At 62.1% G+C, this 22488-nt stretch carries 25 protein-coding genes and 1 tRNA gene; 11 read left to right on the forward strand and 15 right to left on the reverse strand.

Going from position 1 to position 22488, the window contains the following annotated elements; translation table 11 throughout:
• Window positions 1-75 precede the first annotated feature (75 nt).
• A complete protein-coding gene (locus tag LU682_RS10975) occupies window positions 76-270 on the forward strand; it encodes a hypothetical protein (RefSeq protein WP_020191346.1) in 195 nt (64 codons plus the stop codon).
• A 1-nt stretch (window position 271) separates the two neighbouring features.
• On the opposite strand, the gene LU682_RS10980 is transcribed toward LU682_RS10975, so the two are convergent.
• Window positions 272-685: a DoxX family protein gene (locus tag LU682_RS10980; protein ID WP_010954664.1), complete on the reverse strand. Its 414-nt coding sequence runs from the start codon at window positions 683-685 to the stop codon at window positions 272-274.
• A 104-nt stretch (window positions 686-789) separates the two neighbouring features.
• Window positions 790-874 (reverse strand) — tRNA-Leu (locus tag LU682_RS10985).
• Window positions 875-1073: 199 nt separating this feature from the next.
• On the opposite strand from LU682_RS10985, the gene LU682_RS10990 reads away from it, so the two are divergent.
• From LU682_RS10990 to LU682_RS11005, 4 genes are all read left to right on the forward strand, one after another.
• The gene (locus tag LU682_RS10990) at window positions 1074-1349 is read left to right on the forward strand and encodes a hypothetical protein (protein ID WP_020191344.1); all 276 of its coding nucleotides are present in this window, start codon (window positions 1074-1076) and stop codon (window positions 1347-1349) included.
• Between the two features lie 84 nt (window positions 1350-1433).
• Window positions 1434-2594, forward strand: coding sequence for a two-component system sensor histidine kinase NtrB (locus LU682_RS10995; RefSeq protein ID WP_010954662.1), 1161 nt, complete (start codon window positions 1434-1436; stop codon window positions 2592-2594).
• A 5-nt stretch (window positions 2595-2599) separates the two neighbouring features.
• Window positions 2600-4045 (forward strand): ATPase domain-containing protein, encoded by a 1446-nt coding sequence (locus tag LU682_RS11000; RefSeq protein WP_010954661.1) that lies wholly within the window; start codon window positions 2600-2602, stop codon window positions 4043-4045.
• 11 nt (window positions 4046-4056) lie between these two features.
• Window positions 4057-4410: a response regulator gene (locus LU682_RS11005; protein WP_010954660.1), complete on the forward strand. Its 354-nt coding sequence runs from the start codon at window positions 4057-4059 to the stop codon at window positions 4408-4410.
• 39 nt (window positions 4411-4449) lie between these two features.
• On the opposite strand, the gene csrA is transcribed toward LU682_RS11005, so the two are convergent.
• The 8 genes from csrA to LU682_RS11045 form a co-directional block, all read right to left on the reverse strand.
• Complete coding sequence (gene csrA / locus LU682_RS11010; protein WP_010954659.1) at window positions 4450-4647, reverse strand: carbon storage regulator CsrA; 198 nt, start codon at window positions 4645-4647, stop codon at window positions 4450-4452.
• 253 nt (window positions 4648-4900) lie between these two features.
• Window positions 4901-5923, reverse strand: coding sequence for a DNA topoisomerase IB (locus tag LU682_RS11015; protein ID WP_010954658.1), 1023 nt, complete (start codon window positions 5921-5923; stop codon window positions 4901-4903).
• 57 nt (window positions 5924-5980) lie between these two features.
• Window positions 5981-7072, reverse strand: coding sequence for a molybdenum ABC transporter ATP-binding protein (modC, locus tag LU682_RS11020; protein WP_010954657.1), 1092 nt, complete (start codon window positions 7070-7072; stop codon window positions 5981-5983).
• 1 nt (window position 7073) lies between these two features.
• A complete protein-coding gene (modB, locus tag LU682_RS11025) occupies window positions 7074-7754 on the reverse strand; it encodes a molybdate ABC transporter permease subunit (protein WP_010954656.1) in 681 nt (226 codons plus the stop codon).
• Window positions 7754-8512, reverse strand: coding sequence for a molybdate ABC transporter substrate-binding protein (modA, locus tag LU682_RS11030; protein ID WP_010954655.1), 759 nt, complete (start codon window positions 8510-8512; stop codon window positions 7754-7756). The genes modB and modA overlap by 1 nt, the downstream gene beginning before the upstream one ends.
• A gap of 82 nt (window positions 8513-8594) precedes the next feature.
• Window positions 8595-9680: an NAD(P)H-dependent flavin oxidoreductase gene (locus LU682_RS11035; RefSeq protein WP_010954654.1), complete on the reverse strand. Its 1086-nt coding sequence runs from the start codon at window positions 9678-9680 to the stop codon at window positions 8595-8597.
• A gap of 51 nt (window positions 9681-9731) precedes the next feature.
• Complete coding sequence (locus LU682_RS11040) at window positions 9732-9902, reverse strand: hypothetical protein (RefSeq protein ID WP_012051910.1); 171 nt, start codon at window positions 9900-9902, stop codon at window positions 9732-9734.
• A 7-nt stretch (window positions 9903-9909) separates the two neighbouring features.
• Window positions 9910-10212: a DUF1883 domain-containing protein gene (locus LU682_RS11045; RefSeq protein ID WP_003250918.1), complete on the reverse strand. Its 303-nt coding sequence runs from the start codon at window positions 10210-10212 to the stop codon at window positions 9910-9912.
• Window positions 10213-10371: 159 nt separating this feature from the next.
• On the opposite strand from LU682_RS11045, the gene LU682_RS11050 reads away from it, so the two are divergent.
• The 6 genes from LU682_RS11050 (at window position 10372) to gorA (ending at window position 16819) form a co-directional block, all read left to right on the forward strand.
• A complete protein-coding gene (locus LU682_RS11050) occupies window positions 10372-10731 on the forward strand; it encodes a hypothetical protein (RefSeq protein WP_003250915.1) in 360 nt (119 codons plus the stop codon).
• A 77-nt stretch (window positions 10732-10808) separates the two neighbouring features.
• A complete protein-coding gene (locus tag LU682_RS11055) occupies window positions 10809-11459 on the forward strand; it encodes a c-type cytochrome (protein WP_049587967.1) in 651 nt (216 codons plus the stop codon).
• Window positions 11456-12370, forward strand: coding sequence for a c-type cytochrome (locus LU682_RS11060; RefSeq protein ID WP_010954650.1), 915 nt, complete (start codon window positions 11456-11458; stop codon window positions 12368-12370). Before LU682_RS11055 ends, LU682_RS11060 begins: the two co-directional genes overlap by 4 nt.
• A gap of 236 nt (window positions 12371-12606) precedes the next feature.
• Window positions 12607-13446: a UTP--glucose-1-phosphate uridylyltransferase GalU gene (gene galU, locus LU682_RS11065; RefSeq protein ID WP_010954649.1), complete on the forward strand. Its 840-nt coding sequence runs from the start codon at window positions 12607-12609 to the stop codon at window positions 13444-13446.
• Between the two features lie 473 nt (window positions 13447-13919).
• Window positions 13920-15341 carry a group II intron reverse transcriptase/maturase gene (gene ltrA, locus LU682_RS11070; RefSeq protein WP_010952877.1) on the forward strand — a complete coding sequence of 474 codons (1422 nt, stop codon included), beginning with the start codon at window positions 13920-13922 and terminating at the stop codon, window positions 15339-15341.
• Between the two features lie 122 nt (window positions 15342-15463).
• Window positions 15464-16819, forward strand: a complete 1356-nt coding sequence (gorA, locus tag LU682_RS11075) for a glutathione-disulfide reductase (protein WP_010954648.1) — start codon at window positions 15464-15466, stop codon at window positions 16817-16819.
• Between the two features lie 3 nt (window positions 16820-16822).
• Here the strand turns inward: gorA and LU682_RS11080 are convergent, their stop codons facing one another.
• From LU682_RS11080 to LU682_RS11100, 5 genes are all read right to left on the reverse strand, one after another.
• Window positions 16823-18130 carry a substrate-binding domain-containing protein gene (locus LU682_RS11080; RefSeq protein ID WP_010954647.1) on the reverse strand — a complete coding sequence of 436 codons (1308 nt, stop codon included), beginning with the start codon at window positions 18128-18130 and terminating at the stop codon, window positions 16823-16825.
• A 155-nt stretch (window positions 18131-18285) separates the two neighbouring features.
• On the reverse strand, window positions 18286-19434 hold the full coding sequence (locus LU682_RS11085; protein WP_010954646.1) for an ABC transporter ATP-binding protein: 1149 nt from the start codon (window positions 19432-19434) through the stop codon (window positions 18286-18288).
• 19 nt (window positions 19435-19453) lie between these two features.
• On the reverse strand, window positions 19454-20263 hold the full coding sequence (locus tag LU682_RS11090) for an ABC transporter permease (protein WP_010954645.1): 810 nt from the start codon (window positions 20261-20263) through the stop codon (window positions 19454-19456).
• Window positions 20264-20269: 6 nt separating this feature from the next.
• Entirely contained in the window at window positions 20270-21187 is a 918-nt protein-coding gene (locus tag LU682_RS11095) for an ABC transporter permease (protein ID WP_010954644.1), read from the reverse strand.
• Window positions 21184-22209 carry a polyamine ABC transporter substrate-binding protein gene (locus tag LU682_RS11100; RefSeq protein WP_010954643.1) on the reverse strand — a complete coding sequence of 342 codons (1026 nt, stop codon included), beginning with the start codon at window positions 22207-22209 and terminating at the stop codon, window positions 21184-21186. Before LU682_RS11100 ends, LU682_RS11095 begins: the two co-directional genes overlap by 4 nt.
• Window positions 22210-22488: the final 279 nt, after the last annotated feature.

The following is a 22488-nucleotide window of genomic DNA, read 5'->3' on the forward strand; positions in this document are numbered from 1 at the left end:
CAGGATTAAGCGACCACGCATTGACCCGGCACCCTGATCAGCCTATACAGGCCTGCCATTATCCCAGGAGCCAGCATGCGCGACGAAGACGACCTGCACGAACCCGAGCACGATCACCTGCTTGACCACGAATTTCTCTATGACGACATGGAGCCCGAGGCAGATGCCCAAGGCGCCGAGGATGAAGTGGAGGAAGACGAGGAAACGCTGGATGACCTCGATGACGAAGAGCGCGATCACCCAGCCTGGTTCGACGACTGCGACGACTGACTTAGCGACCATCCACCGAGAACCGCCCGGGCCCGCTTACCGCGAGCAACAGCAGGCCGCCCATGATGCTGAGGTTTTTCAGAAACTGAGTCATGTTGGCGCTGCGCTCAGGGTCGACCATGTTCCAGAATGGGTGGCCCAGCAGCGCCGTGCCCAGCACGAACAGCGCGAACAGAAAGGCCAACGGCCGTGTGTAGAAACCGAGGATCAACAGGATTGCGACGAGGAACTCCATGATGACGGCAATCCCAGCTGCCAGCATCGGGGCAGGGGCGCCGAGCGAGGTCATGTAGCCTACCGTGCCATCGAAGCCGGTCAGCTTGGCCCAGCCAGACAAGACGAAGAGGACCATCAACAGTACGCGGGCGATCAGGATAATGATGTCGCGTTGACCATCGAACAGGGAGTAGCGCATGGCGGCGTTCCAGTGGACGGGGACAAGCTCCACTTTAGCAGCTGCGCCAGACATTGCTGTCAGGCAGCAAAAAGGCGCCGCGAGGGCGCCTTTTCAACGAAGTTTGGTGCGAGTGGCGGGACTCGAACCCGCAAGGCTCACGCCGACAGATTTTAAGTCTGCTGTGTATACCAATTCCACCACACTCGCACGCTTGAAGGGGTCGCAACGACCAGCTCGCTTCTAAGCAGAAGGGCTTCGCAATCAAGCGCGCTTTATAACCCATTGTTATAGTTGAGTCAACTGCAGCGCCTATGATCAACAGGTAGAAGGGTGATCGAACCGGCAATTGACACCGTGCTGTCGTTACGCCACTGTTGCCCATCATTGGATCCAAGAGTGTAGCGTAATGACTCAGGGTCGAGTTGGCGAAGGTGTGGTGCGTCCGCGGTTATTCTGGCGGCTGTTGTTCGCGCAGGTGCTCGTGCTGGCTGCATTTCTTTACATCAGCCTGATCAGCCTGGGCGGTTATCTGTTGTTGCTGGGCTTCGATGCGGAGCACTCACAGCAGCAGCGTATGTTGGCCCTGGCCGGCGGTGGTATGATCATGTTGCTCAGCCTGTGGTTGCTGAAAGTGGCCATGCCGCGATGCATCAGCCCGACACTGGCCGAGCCGGAACGCTGACTGCCTGTAGTCGTTCAGCTGTCTACTGGCAGACACTCCGGGCTACGCTCATTTCCTCCCTCCTGCTGTGCCAGTGGAGTTTGCATGGTTTCAGCTGACTGCCTCGACGCTTCCGTCATGCCCGCCCATCGTTACGAACAGCTGGTTCAGTCGGTGGTGGATTATGCCATCTACATGCTCGACCCTTCTGGCCATGTGGTGTCGTGGAATGCCGGCGCGCAACGGATCAAGGGTTACCGTAGAGATGAAGTGATCGGCAAGCACTTTTCGTTGTTTTTCACGCCGCAGGATTGTGCGGATGGCCGCCCTGAGCGTCTGCTGTGCCAGGCGCTGGAGCAAGGTGTGGCGCAGGACGAAGGCTGGCGGGTGCGCAAGGACGGCACGCAGTTCTGGGCCTTGGCGGCACTGGATGTGATCCGTGATGAAAGTGGCCAGATCATTGGCCTGGCCAAGGTGACACGTGATATCACTGACCGTCGCGAGACGGCGCAGCAGCTCGACGCAGTGCGCGCCCAGCTGTTCCAGGCGCAGAAGCTTGAAGCCCTCGGCCAGTTGACCGGTGGTCTGGCGCACGACTTCAACAACATGTTGACCATTATCATCAGCTCGGCGCGCCTGGCGCTGGCCACCCAGGACCCGGCACGCACCCAGCGCATGTTGCAGCACATCCTCGATGCCAGCCAGCGTGGCACCGAACTGACCCAGCAATTGCTCAGTTTTGCCCGTCACCGCAAGTTCGATGTGGCCAGCGTTGCCCCGGCAGAGCTGGTTAACGCTACGCGTGGCCTGCTTGAACATGCATTGCCAAGCTCGATTGACTTGAAGGTGTTGCTGCAACCGGACCTGCCGTTGATCGAGGTGGATGCCGGGCAACTGCAGATGGTGTTGCTCAACCTGTTGTTCAATGCCCGTGATGCCATCGACGGGCATGGCCGCATCAGCCTGACTGTCGATGTGGTCGAGTTGTTCGGCGAAGTTGAAGGGCTGAAGGGCAGCTTCGTGCGCTTCGAGGTGGAAGACAGCGGCGAAGGCATACCCACAGAGATACTGCCGCGCATCTTCGAGCCGTTTTTCACCACCAAGCCTTTCGGCAAGGGTACCGGCCTGGGGCTCAGCCAGGTCTATGGGTTCGCCCGGCAAAGTGGCGGTGCCATTTGTGTCGACAGCGAGCCTGGCCGGGGAACTTGCATGCGACTGTACTTGCCAATGTATCAGAACCAGACGGATAGCCCACTCGACAGGTAGACAACATGGCACAGGCACTGAAGCGGCTGGTAACGGGGATCGACGGGCTCGACGCGTTGCTCAAGGGTGGCCTGATAGCTGGCGCCTCCTACATTATCCAGGGGCCGCCGGGGGCCGGTAAGACCATCCTCGCCAATCAGCTGGCCTGCGGCCACGTGCGTGGCGGTGGTCGCGTGCTGGTGGCCACTTTGCTGAGCGAGTCGCACGAACGCTTGTTCCAGTACCTGTCCACGCTGGACTTCTTCGACCCGGCGCTGGTCGGTGACAAAATCCAGTTCGTCAGCGCCTTTGATACCCTAGAGCAGGACGGGCTGGATGCGGTGGTGCGGTTGCTGCGCCAGGAAATTGCCCGGCAACAGGCCAGCCTGCTGATCGTCGACGGTGTGCTCAATGCCCGGGTACGTGCGGAAACCGCGCTGGACACCAAGAAGTTCGTCTCTGAGCTGCAGGGGCATGCTGCCTTCGCCGGTTGCACCGTACTGTTGCTGACCAGTGCCCGGCTCGACGAGGGCAGCCCGGAACACACCATGGTCGATGGCGTGATCGAACTGGGTGAGCAACTGGTCGGCAGCCGCGCCGTGCGCCATGTCCAATTGCGCAAGACCCGCGGCAGTGGTGCGTTGTCGGGGCGTCACGAATGCCTTATCGATGAGTCCGGCATGCAGGTCTATCCTCGCCTGGAAGCGTTGTTCAGCCACCCCAGCCAATTGGGTAGTGGCACCTTGGCGCGTATCAGCAGCGGCGTACCAACCTTCGATGAAATGCTTGGCGGTGGCTTGGCCACCGGGTCAGTCAGCCTGTTGATGGGGCCTTCGGGGATTGGCAAGACATCATTGGGCCTGGCCTTTCTGGGTGCCAGCACCCCGCAGGCACCGGGGTTGCATTTCGGTTTTTACGAAACACCCGAACGCCTGCGCAGCAAGGCCGCTTCGCTCGGTTACGATTTTGCCGCGATGGAGAAGGGCGGTAGCTTGCAGCTGTGCTGGCAGCCGACCACCGAGGGCTTGCTGGACCAGGTTGGCGCGCGATTACTGGAGCGTGTAGCGGCGCAGGGCAGCAAGCGCGTGGTGATCGACAGCCTTGGCGCATTCAGCCGCCTGGCTATTGACCCGACGCGGCTAAATGCGTTTTTCCGCGCGCTGGCGGGTGAGTTGCGCGCGCGCGATGTCAGCGTGATGCTGACCTGGGAGATGCGCGACATTTTCGGCGCGGAAATCAGCGCCCCCGCGCCGGACCTGTCGAGTATCGTCGACAACCTTATGCTGATGCGCTTTGTCGAACTGGACTCGCAACTACGGCGCATGCTGTCGGTCCTCAAGGTGCGTGACAGTCACCATGACCCGGCCTTGCACGAGCTGCTGATCGTGCCGCAAGGCATTACCTTGCGCAAGGCGTTCGAAGGTGCCTGCGGTGTGCTTTCGGGAACGCCGACGCCGCAGGAGAGCGGGTGACGGACGAGCCGATGAACACCATCCTGATTGTCGATGACGAATACCTGATCGCCGATATCCTCGGGTTTGCCTTGGAGGACGAAGGTTTCCTGGTGGAAAAGGCGAGCAATGGCTGCAAAGCACTGGAGGCGTTGAAGGAAAAACGCGTGCAGCTGGTGATTACCGACTACATGATGCCGCTACTCAACGGTGAGGAGTTGGCGCGTGCCATCCGCGAAGACCCGGCGTTAAGCGAGTTGCCGGTCATCCTCATGAGCGGCGCACAGGCCAGCCAAGGATGCCCGGCTCTGTTTGCCGCAATATTCGACAAACCGTTCGACATGGATGAGATGATCGCCACGGTGCATCAGTTAATAGGCACCTGAGGCTGGCGGTCGAGCGCATCCATGCCCCTCGGGTGACGCTCAGTGTGTGTCTTCGTGTTTCTCCGGAGCCGGGCTGCCGGCCTGGATGCGTTTGAAAATCTCTTCTCGATGGACCTGAACATCTTTCGGTGCATCGATACCGATCCTCACCTGCATCCCTTTGACGCCCAGAATGGTGACTTTGATGTCATCGTTGATGACGATGCTTTCGCCAACCTTACGGGTGAGTATCAGCATGTAGTTCTCCTTGGTGATGTATAAGTCCGCTGGGCTAGTTGCCGCGGCGGCGGGAGCTTGTCCCTCTTCCTTCTCATTAAAGACGCTTTCGGCGGATAGTAATTCCCCGACAGACAAATTCTGTTGCGTGTCTTCAGTTGCAGGTGCCAAAGCAAACCGTCAACGGTTTGTCGGCCAAGGTGCTCGCTGGCAAGAATAGGGGGGTTGGCGGCTAATGGGAAATTTCTTCGCATCATGGGCTGAATAGACAAGCTCAATGGTCCTCCTGTTCCTCAAGTGCCTGAAGAAACAACAGCAAGGCCACTTCCTCCGGGTCCAGGCCTTTGCGCACACGGTTTTTCGGCAAATTGGCCAGGCGCCCCAAGGCATAGTGCTCCAGAACTGCCGGGTGGATGTAGCAGCGCCGGCACACTGCCGGCGTATTGCCCAGGCGCGTGGCTACCTGGCGGACTATTGCGGCGACCTGGCGTTTGGCTTCACTCTCCGGCTCCCAGGCCAAGGGCTTTAGCAGGTTCAATGCCAGGCTGCTGCCGGCCCAGGTGCGATAGTCCTTGGCAGTAAAGTCGGCACCGGTCAACTGCTGCAGAAACTGATTGACCTCGCTGGAGCCGACACTATGGCGCTGGCCATCTTCATCCAGGTACTGAAACAGTGCCTGCCCAGGCAGTTCCATGCAGCGTTTGAGTAGGTTGGCCAAGCGCCGGTCGTTGAGGGTGACGTTGTGTTCGACGCCGCGCTTGCCGCGGAACTGGAAGCGGATAGTGCTGCCTTTGACCTGCACATGGCGATTGCGCAGGGTGGTCAATCCGTACGACCGGTTATCGCGCAGGTAGCGCTGGTTGCCGATGCGGATCAGGGTGTGGTCCAGCAGGCTCACCACCAGCGCCATGACTTTTTCCCGGTCCAGCCCTGGCCGCGCCAAGTGGGCTTCCAGCTGTGTGCGCAGCTTTGGCAGGGCTTGGGCGAACGCAAGCATGCGCCCGTATTTGTGCTGGTCGCGCAGTTCGCGCCACTGTGCGTGGTAGCGGTACTGCTTGCGGCCACGGGCATCGCGGCCGGTGGCTTGCAGGTGGCCTTGCGGATCGGCGCAGATCCACACATCCGTGTAGGCCGGGGGGATCACCAATGCGGCGATGCGCGCAAGGGTTTCGCTGTCGCGTACCCGTTGGCCATCGGCATCCAGGTAGATGAAACGGTCGCGCCAGCGCCGACGGGTCAGGCCCGGCTGACTGTCGTCAACGTAGTGCAGGGTGCGCGGCAGGGGGCAGTCAAGCATGGGCGGCGGGCCTCGATCAGGTCACTGATCAATGGACAATACGCGCGCTGAGGATGCTCAACCCAAAAGGGCCACCGACTTGATCTGGGCGAACAGTATCTGCCCTGTGTGCAAGCCGAGCTGGTCTGCCGAGAAGCGGGTGATGCGTGCAAGCAGGGCATTGCCGCCAGCATCCAGGCTGACCAGCACATGCGCCGGGTTGGCCGCCGGGCAGCTCTCGCGCACACGCACCGGCAGGCGGTTGAGGATGCTCGATGCGCTATCCGCCGCCAGTGCCAGGCTGACATCCCGGGCCTGCACCTTGACGCGCAGGGTGCTGCCCATCACCTGCGCCGCGTGGGTGATGCGCAGCAGCGGCCCGCTGCTGCCGGGCAGGCGCAGGTCCAGCAGGCCGTAATGCGGGTCGTGCCCAACCACCCTACCTTCGAACACGACGCCGGCGTCGTCGCCCTGGGCCAGCGACAGGTCAAGGCGAGCCAGGGTTTCGCCGATCGGGCCGCTGGCGATCGCCCGGCCTTGTTCCAGCAACACCAGGTGGTCGGCCAGCCGCGCGACTTCATCCTGGGCGTGGCTGACATATATCAGAGGGATATCCAGTTCGTCGTGCAGGCGCTCCAGGAAGGGCAGTATCTCGCGCTTGCGCGGGCTGTCGAGGGCTGCCAGCGGCTCGTCCATCAACAACAGCCGCGGGCTGCTGAGCAGGGCGCGGGCAATACCCACCCGCTGCGCCTCGCCACCCGACAGGGTTGCCGGGCGGCGGTCCAGCAAGTGGCCGATACCCAGCAGTTGGCACGCCTGGTCGAGGCTGACCTTGCGTTCAGCGGGCGCTACCCGGCGCCAGCCGAACGTCAGGTTGCCGCGCACCGACAGGTGCGGGAACAGGCTGGCTTCCTGGAACACGTAGCCCACCGGGCGCAGGTGCGGTGCCTGGAAGTAGCCTCGGGTGCTGTCTTCCCAGACTTCGCCGTTGACTTCGATATAGGCGCTGGCGGCCCGTTCCAGCCCGGCCAGGCAGCGCAGGCAGCTGGTCTTGCCGGAGCCAGAGTGGCCGAACAGCGCGCTGATGCCGCGCCCGGGCAGGTGCAGGTTGACGTCCAGGGTAAAGTCGTCGCGTGCCAGTTTCAGGTGCGCCACAATCGATGCGGTCATTTCAGCTCCAGCCAGCTTTGCCGCGGCGTCCAGCGTACAGCAGGAGCAGCACCAGGAAAGAGAACACCAGCATGGCACCGGCCAGCCAGTGGGCCTGCGAATACTCCATGGCTTCGACGTGATCGAAAATCTGCACCGAAACCACGCGAGTCTTGTCGGGGATGTTGCCGCCGATCATCAGTACGACGCCAAACTCGCCCACCGTGTGGGCAAAGCCGAGGATGCTGGCAGTGACGAAGCCAGGGCGGGCCAGCGGCAGCACCACATGAACGAAGGTATCCCATGGGCTGGCTCGCAGAGTAGCGGCGACTTCCAGGGGGCGCTGGCCGATCGCGCCAAAGGCATTCTGCAGGGGTTGCACCACGAACGGCATGGAGTACACCGTCGAGCCAATCACCAGGCCTGTGAAGCTGAACACCACACTGCCCAGGCCTAGCGCCTGGGTGGCCTGACCAAGCCAGCCGTGCGGGCCAAGGGCGATCAACAGGTAAAAACCGATCACCGTCGGTGGCAGTACCAGCGGCAGTGCCACCACCGCACCCACCGGCCCGCGCAGCCAAGAGCGCGTGCGCGCGAGCCACCAGGCGACGGGTGTGCCGATGATCAGCAGGATCAGGGTGGTCAGGCTGGCCAGTTTTACGGTCAGCCAGATGGCGCCCAGGTCACTGGCATCGAGTGGCATCAGCGTTCATAACCATAGGATTTGATCACCGCTGCGGCTTTCGGGCCTTTGAGGTATTCGACCAGTGCCTTGGCGGCCGCATTGTCCTTGCCTTTGTTGAGGATGACGGCGTCCTGGCGGATCGGGTCGTGCAGGTTGGACGGCACGATCCATGCCGAGCCATGGGTTACCTTGCCGTCCTTGTAGATCTGCGAAAGGGCGACGAAGCCCAGCTCGGCGTTGCCGGTGGAGACGAACTGGAAGGCCTGGGTGATGTTCTGGCCTTCGACGATCTTGCCTTTGGTGGCCTCGGTGAGCTTCAGCCCGTCCAGTACCTGGGTGGCGGCCAGGCCGTAAGGTGCCGCTTTCGGGTTGGCGATGGACAGGTGTTTGTATTCGTTCTTTTTCAGCACTTCACCCTTGGCATCTACGTAGCCTTCCTTCGCAGACCACAAGGCCAGGGTGCCGATGGCGTAGGTAAAGCGTGAGCCAGGTACGGTTTCCCTTTCTGCTTCCAGCTTCTTGGGGGTGGAGTCGTCAGCGGCGAGGAACACTTCGAACGGTGCACCGTTCTTGATCTGCGCGTAGAACTGCCCGGTGGCGCCGTAGGCCGCGATCAGTTTGTGGCCGGTGTCTTTCTCGAAGTCCTTGGCGATGGCCTGGACAGGGGCTGTGAAGTTGGCTGCGACCGCGACCTGGACTTCGTCGGCCCAGGCAGTGTTGAAGCCGAGCAGGCTGGCCAGGGCAGTGATGACCAGCTGGGGCGAGCGGATACGCATGAAGACAGCTCCTTGAGGTTATCGTTATAGCCTTAACTATATAGCGATAAGCCATTGGCCGTGAAGAGGCCATGCCTGCCTGTCAGAATGCCTGGTGACCGATCACTGCCAATGCCTTACCGGCAATCTCCCGGGTCAGCTCACCCGCCGGCATGTGCCGGCCTAGCCGTAACGCCTGCCCCGACCACAGATTGCTGAAATCACTCTTACCCTGCGGATCGGTGATCGCCCGTAAAGGCATCAATGCCCCGCCCGCCAGCGGGAAGCGCGGTGCAAGCTCGCTCATCGGCCCCAGCTCGCGCATGAGGCGATTGTTGATGCCGCGCGCCGGGCGGCCGGTGAACAGGTTGGTCAGGGCGGTGTCGCTGGCAGGCGCGCTGTCCAGCGCCTGGCGATGCGCTGGCGACACCTTGGCCTCGGGGCAGAACAGGTAAGCCGTGCCGATCTGCACTGCCGAGGCACCCAGGGCCAGTGCCGCCAACAGCCCGCGGTGGTCGCCGATACCACCGGCGGCAATCACCGGCACGCCGACGGCATCGGCCACCTGCGGTACGAGCGCGAAGGTGCCTATCTGGCTGGTGATGTCATCGCTGAGGAACATGCCGCGATGGCCACCGGCTTCATACCCCATGGCGATGATCGCATCGCAGCCATTGCGCTCCAGCCAGGCCGCTTCTTCCACGGTCGTGGCGCTGGACAGTACCTTGGCACCGCTGGCCTTTACCCGCTGCAGCAGTTCGGCCTGCGGCAGGCCGAAATGGAAGCTCACCACCTCCGGGCGCAACGCTTCGACCAGCAGGCAGCTCTGCTCGTCGAAAGGCGCACGGTTGGACACCGGCGTGGGCGCCGTGAAATCGGCGCCCACTTCGCTGTAATAAGGCTCAAGTGCCTGCTTCCAGCGCGCATCGCGCTCGGCATCGGGCGCTGGCGGCTGGTGGCAGAAGAAGTTCAGGTTCAGCGGGCGCCCCGGGCAGCCGGCGCGGAATGCAGCGATCTCGGCGCGCACCTGTTCGCCGCTGAGCATGGCGCAGGGCAGGGCGCCCAGCCCACCTGCCTGGCCCACAGCGATGGCCATGGCCGAGCCGGTCGCCCCCGCCATGGGTGCCTGCAGAATGGGCAGCTCGATGCCCAGCAGGTTGAGGATACGGCGGTCGGGCCAATGGCTCATGCGATTCTCCTTGCGTGGGGCGAGCGCTGCGGCGGGGGCTTGCGGCGAGTCTTACAGGGCCTTGCTGACCTGGATGTCGCTGATTTTCTCGGCGTCTTCGCCGTGGATCTTGCGCAGGGCCTCGAGGGCTTGCTCTTGCGAGGCATCGGGCATCAGCGCGAAATCCCAGCGACGCTGGCCGTCGAGCTTGTATTTGATGACGTACTTGATGGTCTGGGTCATGGTGGCCTTATCTGAGTTTCGACGACGAACGACGGATGATCTTGATCTTGTGGGTCAGCGTTGGCTTGCGGGTGACCGAGATCGGGCGAGTGGTGACGGTATCGATGGTGATGTTCCAGAAGCCGGTGCTGGGTACGGTGATCTTCGCCGGAAACTTCTCGAAATGGCCGCCGTGGTAGGTATGACGGCCGCCGTTCTTGAAGCTGCGGAAGTTGGCGTCGTTCATCAGGCGGATATTGCAGCGCTGGGAGCACTCGATGACGACAATATCGTCCTCGTTGAGGTGCTCGCGCTGGTGTACGAATTTCATGTGATGCTCCGCAAGGTTTGGATCTGCAAAAGCAAAAGATACCACGATGTGCCGTTACACTGCCGCGTTGATCGCCGGGCGTAGATAATTCTGCCAAAGCAGGGAGCAAAACCGCCTGGATGTGGTCGAAGCGAATTCTTGAAGGCAGAGGTGCAGCAAATGAAGTGGATGGTGGCGGCGTTGTCGGTTGCGCTCGGTGGCTGCGTGAGCGTCGCGGAGCTGGAGCAATCGCGTGAAACGATGGATGTGATCTCTGGCAAGAGCCCACGCGCCTATGCCGACTGCGTAAAGGAGAAGCTTGCCGATACGCGTGACCCGCTGACCGAAGAGCAGCGTGGCGACGGCCTGCGGCTGATCGTACCGCAGAAAATCACCTCAGGTGCCGGCCCAGCGGCGCTGGTGGATATCGACAAGCGCGGCAGCGGCAGCAGCATCAAACTGCACGAGCGGCTGAATAACTTCCCGCTGCGCCTTGGCGATGTGCGCACTGCGGCAACGCAATGCATCTCCGGAAGTTGATCTGAAGCAACGGGTCCTCCTTTCTCTGCTTATATGTTTTAAGCCTAAACATATAACAAAAGAAAAGGAGATTCGTGATGACACCGTTGAGACGCGTGATGATCGGCAGCTTGCTGATCCTGGCCTGGCCCGCGGCACATGCCGCCGACGGTCAGAAGGTCTTCACCCAGGGGGGGGCCAACCCCGCCGCCATGGCCTGCCTGGGTTGCCACGGCCCGGACGGCAATGGCATTGCGGCTGCCGGCTTTCCACGTTTGGCCGGGCTACCGGCCGGTTATCTTGCCAAGCAGTTGCAGGACTGGCGCAACGGCAGCCGCAAGCAGCCAGTGATGGAACCTTTGGCCAAGGCCCTGAGCGACGACGAAATCAAGGCCGTCAGTACCTACCTGGCCAGCCTGCCGGCAGTGCCCGCTGGCGACCTGCACCGCCAGCAGATTGCCGATGACCCGACTACCCGCATGGCCCTGTACGGCGACTGGAGCCGGCAGATTCCTGGTTGCGTGCAATGCCACGGGCCGGGTGGCGGCGGGGTGGGCGAACACTTCCCACCCTTGGCCGGCCAGCCCGCCAGTTACCTGGTGGCACAGCTCAATGCCTGGCGCGACGGCAGCCGCAGCAATGACCCCAACCAGCTGATGGTCGGCGTGGCCAAGGCCATGACCGATGAGGAGATCAAGGCCGTTGCCGAGTTCTTCGCCCGCCCCGCCAGCCAGGAGGTCACGCCATGAAAACCCTGATTCCCGCCTTGTTGCTGCTGGCCGTGGGCAGCGCCCAGGCCACGCCGATCGCCATGGAAGACCAGTCGCAGTTGAAGGTTCCCGGTGTGCAGGCAGCACCGCAGTTCGTGCCGCCTGCTGAGCGTGAGTTGCCCGATAATGCCTTTGGCAAAATGGTGCGTGAAGGCCACGCCTTGTTCGTCGACACCCGCCGACTGATGCCCGAGGCGGTGGGCAACGGCATGAACTGCAGTAACTGCCACCTCGATCAGGGGCGGTTGGCGCATTCGGCGCCGCTGTGGGGTGCCTACCCGATGTATCCGGCCTATCGCAAGAAGAATGACAAGGTCAACACCTTCGCCGAGCGTATCCAAGGGTGTTTTCAGTTCAGCATGAACGGCAAGCCGCCGGCTGCTGACAGCCCGCAGATGACGGCGTTGGCGGTGTATTCATACTGGCTGTCGACCAAGGCGCCGACCGGCGTGGAGATTGCCGGACGTGGTTATCCGGAGGTGGCACAACCCAAGGGCGGTTATGACTTCAAGCGCGGCCAGCAGGTTTACCGTGAGCAATGCGCGATTTGCCATGGCGATAACGGTGAAGGGCAAAAGGTCGCAGGCGAGTATGTAATGCCGCCGCTTTGGGGCAAGGATTCCTACAACTGGGGGGCTGGCATGCACCGCATCAATACCGCGGCGTCGTTCATCAAGTACAACATGCCGCTGGGCAAGCCGGGCAGCCTCAGCGATCAGCAGGCCTGGGACGTGGCGGCGTGGATCAACCGCCACGAGCGGCCACAGGACCCGCGGTTGGTAGAGGGATCCATCGAGAAGACGCGGGTGAAGTTTCATGCCAATGATGGGGTTAACCTGTATGGTAAGCAGGTTGATGGGGTGCTGATCGGACAAGGGACGGGTAGCTGAGGTAAGCCGGTGGCGGCCTCTTGGCGCGTGAGCCCGTCGAAGAGGCCGCCACCGGCACGCTGATTTCCCTGTCATCCAACGGTCATGTATGACAGCAATATTTACGATCCCCCGGAACTATCTACACTGGGATATCTCTATGATGGCAACGGTCGTTATCGGGGGCATTGTAAGGTGACTGCCGCCTGATTAGACTGCGCCGAATTCCACAGGCCTAGCCTTTTGTAAGGACGTATATGATCAAAAAATGCTTGTTCCCGGCAGCCGGCTACGGCACGCGCTTCTTGCCTGCTACCAAAGCCATGCCCAAGGAAATGCTGCCGGTGGTCAACAAGCCACTGATCCAGTATGGCGTTGAAGAAGCATTGGATGCGGGTCTGAACGAGATCTCCATCGTTACCGGGCGCGGCAAGCGCGCCCTGGAAGACCACTTCGACATCAGCTACGAGCTGGAAAACCAGATCAAGGGCACCGACAAGGAAAAATACCTGGTCGGTATTCGTCGTCTGCTCAACGAGTGCTCGTTCTCGTACACGCGCCAGACCGAAATGAAGGGCCTCGGCCACGCCATTCTCACTGGCCGCCCACTGATCGGTGACGAGCCGTTCGCGGTGGTGCTGGCGGACGACCTGTGCGTCAACCCGGAAGGTGACGGCGTGCTGACTCAGATGGTCAAGCTGTACAAACAGTACCGCTGCTCGATCGTCGCCATCCAGGAAGTCGACCCGCAGGAAACCAACAAGTATGGTGTGATCGCCGGTGAGATGATCCGCGACGACATCTTCCGTGTGACCAACATGGTCGAAAAACCGGCCCCGGAAGACGCGCCTTCGAACCTGGCGATCATCGGCCGTTACATCCTGACCCCGGATATCTTCGACATCATCGCCAACACCAAGCCAGGCAAAGGCGGTGAAATACAGATCACCGACGCCCTGCTGCAGCAGGCGAAGGATGGCTGCGTGATTGCCTATAAGTTCAAGGGCAAGCGTTTCGACTGCGGTGGCGCCGAAGGCTACATCGACGCGACCAACTTCTGCTTCGAGAACTACTACAAGACTGGCAAGGCTTACTGATAAGCCCTGCTGGCCTCAAAGCCATCCTTCGGGGTGGCTTTTTTGTGTGCGCCAGGCATGGCGCGTTGCGCGTAAGCGCAACCCGCTTGGTTGTGGTGGCCAAGTGGGTGACTTGGAGGTGAAAGTCCTCTACACACCCGGCAAGGGGAAGTGCTAGCCGGAGGCAAGGGTGTCGCGGGTGACCGCGAATCTGAAGGAAGCCCGAGGCAAAATGCTGGCCTGACGAACAGGAAGCGGATAGAGGCGGCACAGCGGGGTGAGGTGGCACAAATCGCCAAAGCCCAATACTTGCACGGAACGCTGTGACGTAGATCCGACAGGCATAAGCAGGAAGGTCGCGCGAATTACCCTGGGAGATCTGTACGCTTGCCACTGTGCTACCGCGCGTCGAAAGGCGACGGGATGAGCGTGCAGAAGTCAGCCGAAGCCGTAGTAAGTGGCGGTTAACCGCGCCACCAAGGGCCGAACAGGTTATGCCGCCAGTAGGCGTCGCCGTCTCGTTGGTAACCGTAATGCAGAAATTTCCCACAGCGGAAACTGTCATCCCGAATCCCGGCCAGAAGCCGAGGGTGATGCCTGACAGTGCAAAGGTGCCGGCGGCGTCAGCGACGTGGACGAACGCGGAGCCGGACACGCTGATGGAGCGGGTGCTTGCACCGGCCAACCTCAGGCGTGCGTATCAACGCGTGGTTAGCAACAAGGGGGCTCCGGGTGCCGATGGCATGACGGTCGCTGACTTGGCGGGCTACGTGAAACAGTATTGGCCAACCCTCAAGGCCAGGTTGCTGGCCGGTGAATACCATCCCCAAGCAGTGCGAGCGGTTGAAATTCCCAAGCCGCAGGGCGGCACACGGCAACTGGGTATCCCCAGCGTCGTGGATCGCCTGATCCAGCAAGCACTGCAGCAGCAGCTCACACCTATCTTCGACCCACTGTTCTCGGACTACAGCTATGGTTTTCGTCCGGGCAGAAGTACGCATCAAGCCATCGAGATGGCCCGTGCTCATGTGACAGCGGGACACCGCTGGTGCGTGGAACTCGATCTGGAGAAGTTTTTCGATCGGGTCAATCACGACATCCTCATGGCCTGCATCGAACGTCGGATCAAAGACAAGTGCGTACTCAGGCTTATTCGCCGCTACCTTGAAGCCGGGATCATGTCGGGCGGTGTCGTCAGCCCACGGCAGGAGGGGACGCCGCAAGGCGGCCCGCTTTCGCCGTTGCTGTCGAATATCCTGCTCGACGAACTCGACCGCGAGCTGGAGCGGCGGGGCCATCGCTTCGTACGTTATGCCGATGATGCGAACATCTATGTACGCAGTCCCCGGGCCGGCGAACGGGTGTTGGTCAGCGTCGAGCGCTTCCTGAGAGAACGTCTGAAGCTGACGGTGAACAGGAAGAAAAGCCAAGTGGCAAGGGCGTGGAAGTGCGACTACCTAGGCTATGGGATGAGCTGGCACCAGCAGCCAAGGCTGCGCGTGGCAAGGATGAGCCTAGACCGCTTACGCGACCGGCTCAGAATGCTGCTGCGCAGCGTACGGGCTCGCAAAATGGCGACTGTCATCGAGCGGATCAACCCCGTCCTGAGAGGCTGGGCTAGCTACTTCAAGCTCAGCCAGAGCAAGCGGCCGCTTGAGGAACTGGATGGTTGGGTCAGGCACAAACTCCGCTGCGTCATCTGGCGTCAATGGAAGCAGCCTCCCACGAGGCTGAGAAACTTGATGCGCCTGGGGTTGAGCGAGGAGCGTGCCAACAAGTCAGCCTTCAATGGCCGAGGTCCATGGTGGAATTCGGGAGCGCAACATATGAACTACGCGCTGCCAAAGAAACTGTGGGACCGGCTCGGGCTGGTCTCGATACTGGATACGATTAACCGGCTTAGCCGCGTAACCTGAACCGCCGTGTACGGAACCGTACGCACGGTGGTGTGAGAGGACGGCGGGTGTGAATCCGCCTCCTACTCGATTTGCGGCGGCCAACGGCGGTATGCTGGACGCCTGCCTGGGAGAGTGAATACATGGCCTTCGATTTTGATCTGTTCGTGATTGGCGCCGGGTCCGGTGGTGTGCGCGCAGCGCGTTTTGCTGCCGGTTTTGGTGCAAAAGTGGCAGTGGCGGAAAGCCGCTACCTGGGGGGGACCTGCGTCAACGTCGGTTGTGTGCCGAAAAAACTGCTGGTATACGGCGCGCACGTTGCCGATGAGCTGGAGCAAGCCGCAGGTTTCGGCTGGACGTTGGAAGAGGGGCATTTCGACTGGGGCACCCTGATTGCCAACAAGAATCGGGAAATCGAGCGCCTCAACGGCATCTACCGTAACCTGCTGGTCAACAGCGGGGTGACCCTGTTGCAGGGCCACGCGCGGCTGACGGGTGCCAACGAAGTGGAAGTGGACGGTCAGCGCTACACCGCCGAGCATATCCTCATCGCTACCGGTGGCTGGCCGCAGGTACCGGACATTCCCGGCAAGGAACTGGCCATCACCTCCAACGAAGCCTTCTACCTCAAGGATTTGCCGCGCCGCGTGCTGGTGGTGGGTGGGGGTTATATCGCCGTCGAATTCGCCGGCATCTTCCAGGGCCTGGGGGCCGACACCACACTGCTGTACCGTGGCGACCTGTTCCTGCGCGGCTTCGACGGCTCGGTGCGCACCCACCTGAAGCAAGAGCTGGAGAAACGCGGCCTCGACCTGCAGTTCAACGCCGACATCCAGCGCATCGACAAGCTTGAAGATGGTCGCCTGAAAGCCACGCTCAAGGACGGCCGCGAGCTGGTAGCCGACTGTGTGTTCTATGCCACCGGCCGGCGCCCGATGCTGGACAATCTGGGCCTGGAGAACACCGGCGTCGAGCTGGATGAGCGCGGTTACATCCGGGTCGATGAGCAGTACCAGACCACCGCGCCCTCGATTCTCGCCATTGGCGATGTGATCGGCCGCGTGCAGTTGACCCCAGTGGCCTTGGCTGAAGGCATGGCCGTGGCGCGGCGCCTGTTCAAACCCGAGCAGTACCGCCCGGTGGATTACCAGAACATCCCCACCGCGGTGTTCAGCCAGCCACCCATCGGTACCGTAGGCTTGACCGAAGAGCAGGCGCTGGAGGCCGGGCACAAGGTGCAGGTATTCGAAAGCCGCTTCCGGGCCATGAAGCTGACCCTGACCGACATTCAGGAAAAGACCTTGATGAAGTTGGTGGTCGATGCCGAGACCGACAAGGTGCTGGGTTGCCACATGGTCGGTCCTGACGCTGGCGAAATCATTCAGGGCCTGGGCATTGCGCTTAAAGCCGGTGCCACCAAGCAGCAGTTCGACGAAACCATCGGCGTGCACCCGACGGCGGCCGAAGAGTTCGTGACCATGCGCACCGTCACCCGCTGATGATCAATACACCCACACCTCGACCCGCCGGTTGCGCAGCCGGCCTTGCTCCAGTTCATTCCCGGCCACTGGTAGTTCATCGCCCATCCCGGTCACCTGCAACACCTCCACGCCACCGCGCGCCAGTTCGCGGCGCACCGCTTGCGCACGTAGGCGGGAGAGCAGGGCTGCGCGCCCAGGGGTTTCCTTTGGGTCGCCGAACCCCACCAGCACTGCCTTGCCCTGCAGCTTCCCGGCCTGGCGCAGGTACTCTGTCACCCGCTGCACGTCGCGCAGGGCCTTGTTATCCAGGCTGGCGCTTCCTTCCTGGAAGCGGAAGTTCACACTCAGCCGCTGCGCCTGCCGGGCCAGGGTACGATAGGGCGGTGGCATGTCGCTTTGGGGGGCGACAGACAGGGCCTTGATCTGCTGCGAAACGAAACCCTGCTGGGCGATGATCGCCTGGCCGGCCGGGCTCTGGGCAAAATCGACCAGGGCCTTGGCCTGGGGCTTGGGGTTGGCCGGCAGGTAAAAGTACAGGCGCCGTGAGAGCGGGTAGTCCTCGCTGGCCACCCGTGCGCGCTCCGGCAGCATGGCCGGTGCGTCGCCCTCGGCCACCGCCAGCACCTTGGCCCCGTGTACGGCGGCCAGGCTGCTGAAACCGATGGCCTGGCGGTCGGTACCCACGCGTGCCGCCAATTCGTCACTGGACTCGAAACGCCTCGCCTTGGCCGAAAGCTCGCCCTGCTGAGGTTCCAGCACCAGTGCCTTGAAGGTCTCGAAAGTGCCGGAACGGTCGTCACGGGCATACAGATGAATGGCCCCACCAGGTATGCCCAGTTGTTCCCAGCGCTGGATCTGCCCAGAGAAAATGTGTGCCAGTTGCCGGATGTTCAGTTGGGGTATTGGGTTGTCGGGGTGGACGATGACCGCGACGCCGTCGAGGCCGATCACTTGCTCGGCGCCGGCTGCGCGAAGGTCGCCCAGCGCCTGCAACTGGCGCACTTCACTGTCGTTGATCGGCCGCGAGGAGGCGGCCAGGTCCGCGTCGCCACGGCCTAGCGCGACAAAGCCGGTGCTCGAGCCGTGGGCGGCAATGTCGATGCGCAAGGGCTGGCCGTGCCCGTCGCGGGCGGTAATCACCCATTCGTTGGCGACCTTGCCCTGCTGTTGTTCGATGGCGGTGGCCTGCTGTGCGCGCAATTGCCCCTGTACCAGCGCCGGCAGCAAGGCCGCGCCGATGGTGTTGGAGCCTTGCACGCGCAGGTGCAGGGGCTCAGCCAGGGTCGCGAGTGGTAGCAGGGTGAGCAGCAAGACAAGCAGGCGGAGCATGCCGGGTGACCTGTGGCATAGAGTTGGCCGGCAGATTACGACAGTGGCGTGATGATAATGTGACGGGGCGTACGCCTCCAATAGTGCAGCGCCTGCCAGATCGTGTGCCGCGCGGGCGGTGCTCGATCTGGCAGGCGCTGCAACGTACAAGAGCGTTAATGCGCCCCGGCCGACTTGCTCAGGTCGCTCTCGGCCCATTCGGTATAAATGCAAGCGTCTGCCACTGCCCAACGCACCTTCACGCTGTCGCCCGGCTGCATCGGCATGCCCGCCGCCGACAGTGCCTTCACGGTCAGCTCGGTACCCCCTGCAGTCACCACATGGCAGGTCTGGCTTTCACCCAGGAACAGCACTTCGCCAACCTTGGCAGTGACCTCGTTCCAACCCGCCGGCAGCGGTTCACGCATGGCCTGTTCGGCGCTCATGGCCACGGCCTTTTCCGGGCGCACCATGATCAGTGCATCCTGCGAGGCGGCCAGCCCCGGGGTCAAGCGAATGGCCACTGGCTGGCCCTCGAAGCTGCCCGCGCCGTTGCTGCTGGCCTTGATCCGCAGGAAGTTGGAGTTGCCCAGGAACGATGCGACAAAGGCATTCGGTGGGTTCTGGTACAGGTCGTAACCGGTGCCCAGGCCGACGATCTTGCCGTGGCTGAAAATGGCGATGCGCTGGGACAGGCGCATGGCTTCTTCCTGGTCGTGGGTGACGTAGACGATGGTGATGCCCAGGCGGCGGTGCAACTGGCGCAGTTCGTCCTGCAGGTCTTCACGCAGCTTCTTGTCCAGCGCGCCGAGCGGCTCGTCCATCAGCAGGATACGCGGCTCGTACACCAGCGCCCGGGCGATCGCCACGCGCTGCTGCTGGCCGCCCGACATTTGCGAGGGTTTGCGGTGCGCGAACTGTTCCAGTTGCACCAGCTTGAGCATGGCGTCGACGCGCTTGGCGGTTTCGGCAGCGCCGAGTTTGCGAATGGCCAGTGGGAAGGCGATGTTGTCACGCACATTCAGGTGCGGGAACAGCGAATACCGCTGGAACACCATGCCGATGTCACGCTTGTGCGGCGGCACGTTGACCAGCGACTGGCCGTCGACCAGGATCTCGCCGCTGCTCGGTGTTTCGAAGCCGGCCAGCATCGACAGGGTGGTGGACTTGCCCGACCCGCTGGAACCGAGGAAGGTCAGGAACTCGCCGTCCTGGATCTCCAGGTCGAGGTTGTCCACGGCGGTGAAGTCGCCGTAGTGCTTGTTCAGGCCGCGCAGGCTGACCAGGGTTTTGCCGTGCGCGTTGTCTTTGATCACTGCACTCATTGTTGTTATCTCCGCGCGCTCAGGCGTTGGTTTCGGTGCGCCGGCGCAAGGCGGCGGCAATGAACATGACCAGCAACGACAGGCCGATCAGCAGGGTCGAGGCCACGGCGATCACGGGGCTGAGGTCCTGGCGCAGGGTGGTCCACATCTTCACTGGCAGGGTCTGCAGGTCGGGGCTGGCCATCATCACGCTCAGCACCACTTCATCCCACGACACCAGGAAAGCGAACAGGCCACCGGCGATCATGCCGGGGCGGATGGCCGGGAACGTGACCTTGAAAATCGCCTGCAGGCGCGAGGCGCCGCAGATCACCGCAGCATCTTCGATCGACTGGTCGAACAGCTTCAGCGAGTTGATGATCGAGATGATCGTGAACGGCAGGGCGACGATCACGTGGCTGACCACGAAGGCGAACAGCGTGCCGGTGTAACCTAGCTTGAGGAACAGTGCGTATACCGCCACGGCAATGATCACCAGCGGCACGATCATCGGCATGGTAAACAGCCCGTACAGCAGCTCGCGGCCCGGGAAGCGGCCACGCACCAGGGCGAATGCGCTGGGCAGGCCCAGCAACACGGCGGCGATGGTGGTCAGCACGGCCACCTTCAGGCTGGCCAGTGCGGCGTCCATCCACTCCGGGTTGGAGAAAAACTGGCCGTACCACTTGAAGGTCCAGCCCGGTGGCGGGAACACCAGCCACTGTGACGAGCCGAATGACAGCAACACGATGAACACCACCGGCAGCAGCAGGAAGGCCGCGATGACCCCGGTGGTCAGGTACAGGCCCGTACGCAGCGGGCGGCCCATGGCATTGGGAGACAGGAGCATGGCAGTTTACCTCGCGTTGCCAACCGGGGATTCCGGCTGCAGCTTCAGGTACAGGTAGAAGAGCACCAGGGTGATCGCTACCAAGAGTGCGGCGGCGGCGCTGGCCAGGCCCCAGTTGAGGAACGACTGCACCTGCTGGATGATGAATTCGGGCAGCATCATGTTCTGCGCGCCCCCCAGCAGCGCCGGGGTGACGTAGTAACCGAGCGACATCACGAACACCATCAGCGCCCCGGAGAACAGCCCCGAGCGACACAGCGGCAGGAACACCTTCCAGAAGTTGGTCCACGGGCTGGCGCCACAGATCGAACCTGCCTGCAGCACCATCGGGTCGATGGCGTGCATGGTCGCCTGCAGTGGCAGCACGATGAACGGGATCATGATGTAGCTCATGCCGATTACCACGCCGGTGAGGTTGTGCACCATTTCCAGCGGGGCATCGATGATGCCCATGGCCATCAACGCCTTGTTGATCACGCCCGAGCTCTGCAGCAGCACCAGCCACGAGTAGGTGCGCGCCAGCAGGCTGGTCCACATCGACAGCAGCACGATGTTCAGCAGCCAACGGCCCCAGCCCTTGGGCACCAGGGTGATCGCCCAGGCCAGCGGGAAGCCCAGCAGCACGCTGATCAGGGTCACCACGCCGGCCACGGAAAAGGTGTTGAACAGCACACGTGCGTAGGCCGAGTTGGCAAACAGCTGCTCGTAGTTACCCAGCCCCGGGGTGGGTTCCAGCACCCCGCGCAGCAGCAGGCCGACCAGCGGGGCGAAGAAGAACACGCCAAGGAACAGCAGGGCGGGCAGCAGGTTGCGGCTGCCTTTCCAGCGCTGGCTCAGGCTTGCGCGGCGCGGGGTGGTGCCCGGGGCGCCGGCACCCGTGGGGGTACCTTGCGCATTGTGCAGGGCGTTGATGGCGACTTTCATTTGACCAACCACTCATTCCAGCGGGCCGCGATGGCTTGACCGTTCTTGGCCCAGTAGGCGAAGTCGAGGGTGACCTGGTCCTGGGCGTAGGCAGTTGGCAGGTTTGGCGCGAGGTCCTTGTCCAGCTTGGCCACGCTGTCGACGTTGACCGGCGCATAGGCGGTTTTGTTGGCGAATTCGGCCTGGCCCTCGGCGCTGCTGGCGTTGGCCAGGAATTTCATGGCCGCTTCCTTGTTCTTGGCGCCTTTGGGGATGACCAGGAAGTCGGCCATGACCAGGTTCTGCTTCCAGCTCACACCCACCGGTGCACCGTCTTGCTGCAGGGCGTAGACACGGCCATTCCAGAACTGGCCGAGCGAGGCTTCACCTGATGCCAGCAACTGCTGTGACTGGGCGCCACCGCCCCACCAGACGATGTCTTGCTTGATGGTGTCGAGCTTCTTGAAGGCGCGGTCCAGGTCCAGCGGGTACAGCTTGTCGGGGGCTACGCCGTCGGCCAGCAGGGCCAGTTCCAGCACGCCGGGGCTGGGCCATTTGTACAGGGCTCGCTTGCCGGGGTAGGCCTTGGTGTCGAACAGCGCGGTCCAGTCCACCGGCTTGTTGGCCCCGAGCTTGCCTTCGTTGTAGCCGAGCACGAAGGAGAAGAAGAATGAGCCGACGCCATGGTCGGAGACGAAGCGTGGGTCGATCTTGTCGCGCTTGATCTGGTTGAAGTCGAGGGGTTCGAGCAGGCCTTCGCTGGCGGCACGCAGGGCAAAGTCGGCTTCGACGTCGACCACGTCCCACTGCACGTTACCGCTCTCGACCATGGCCTTGAGCTTGCCGTAGTCGGTGGGGCCGTCCTGCACGACCTTGATGTTCGTGGCTTTGGTGAACGGTACGGCCCACGCTTCTTTCTGGGCGTCCTGGGTCGTACCGCCCCAGCTGACGAAGTTGAGGCTGTCGGCGGCCAGGGCGGCCTGACATGCCAGGGTCAGCAGGCTGGCAGACAGCACTGCGGTTACACGTTTGCTTAACAGCATGGTTACGCCCTCGTTGCTTTTGTTATTCGAGGCGGGGCTTTTGGTGCGCCCGCCAACAGTGTTCGGGGAGCAGCTAAAACAAAGTGTTCTGGTGGCCGTTTTTAATTGTAGGTGCCGGCCTGCAGACTCAAGGTCTACGGGATATCATATTATGGTATTCCAAGATTTTGGCAAGAGGTATGGGGCGACCGGCCATCACTCCGCCCTGTCAAAAGCACCAAGGGCCCTGTAGGAGCGGGTTTACCCGCGAATGCGTCGGTGGTGTCACCCTCGCATTCG

Source organism: Pseudomonas alloputida (assembly GCF_021283545.2).
Classification (GTDB): domain Bacteria; phylum Pseudomonadota; class Gammaproteobacteria; order Pseudomonadales; family Pseudomonadaceae; genus Aquipseudomonas; species Aquipseudomonas alloputida.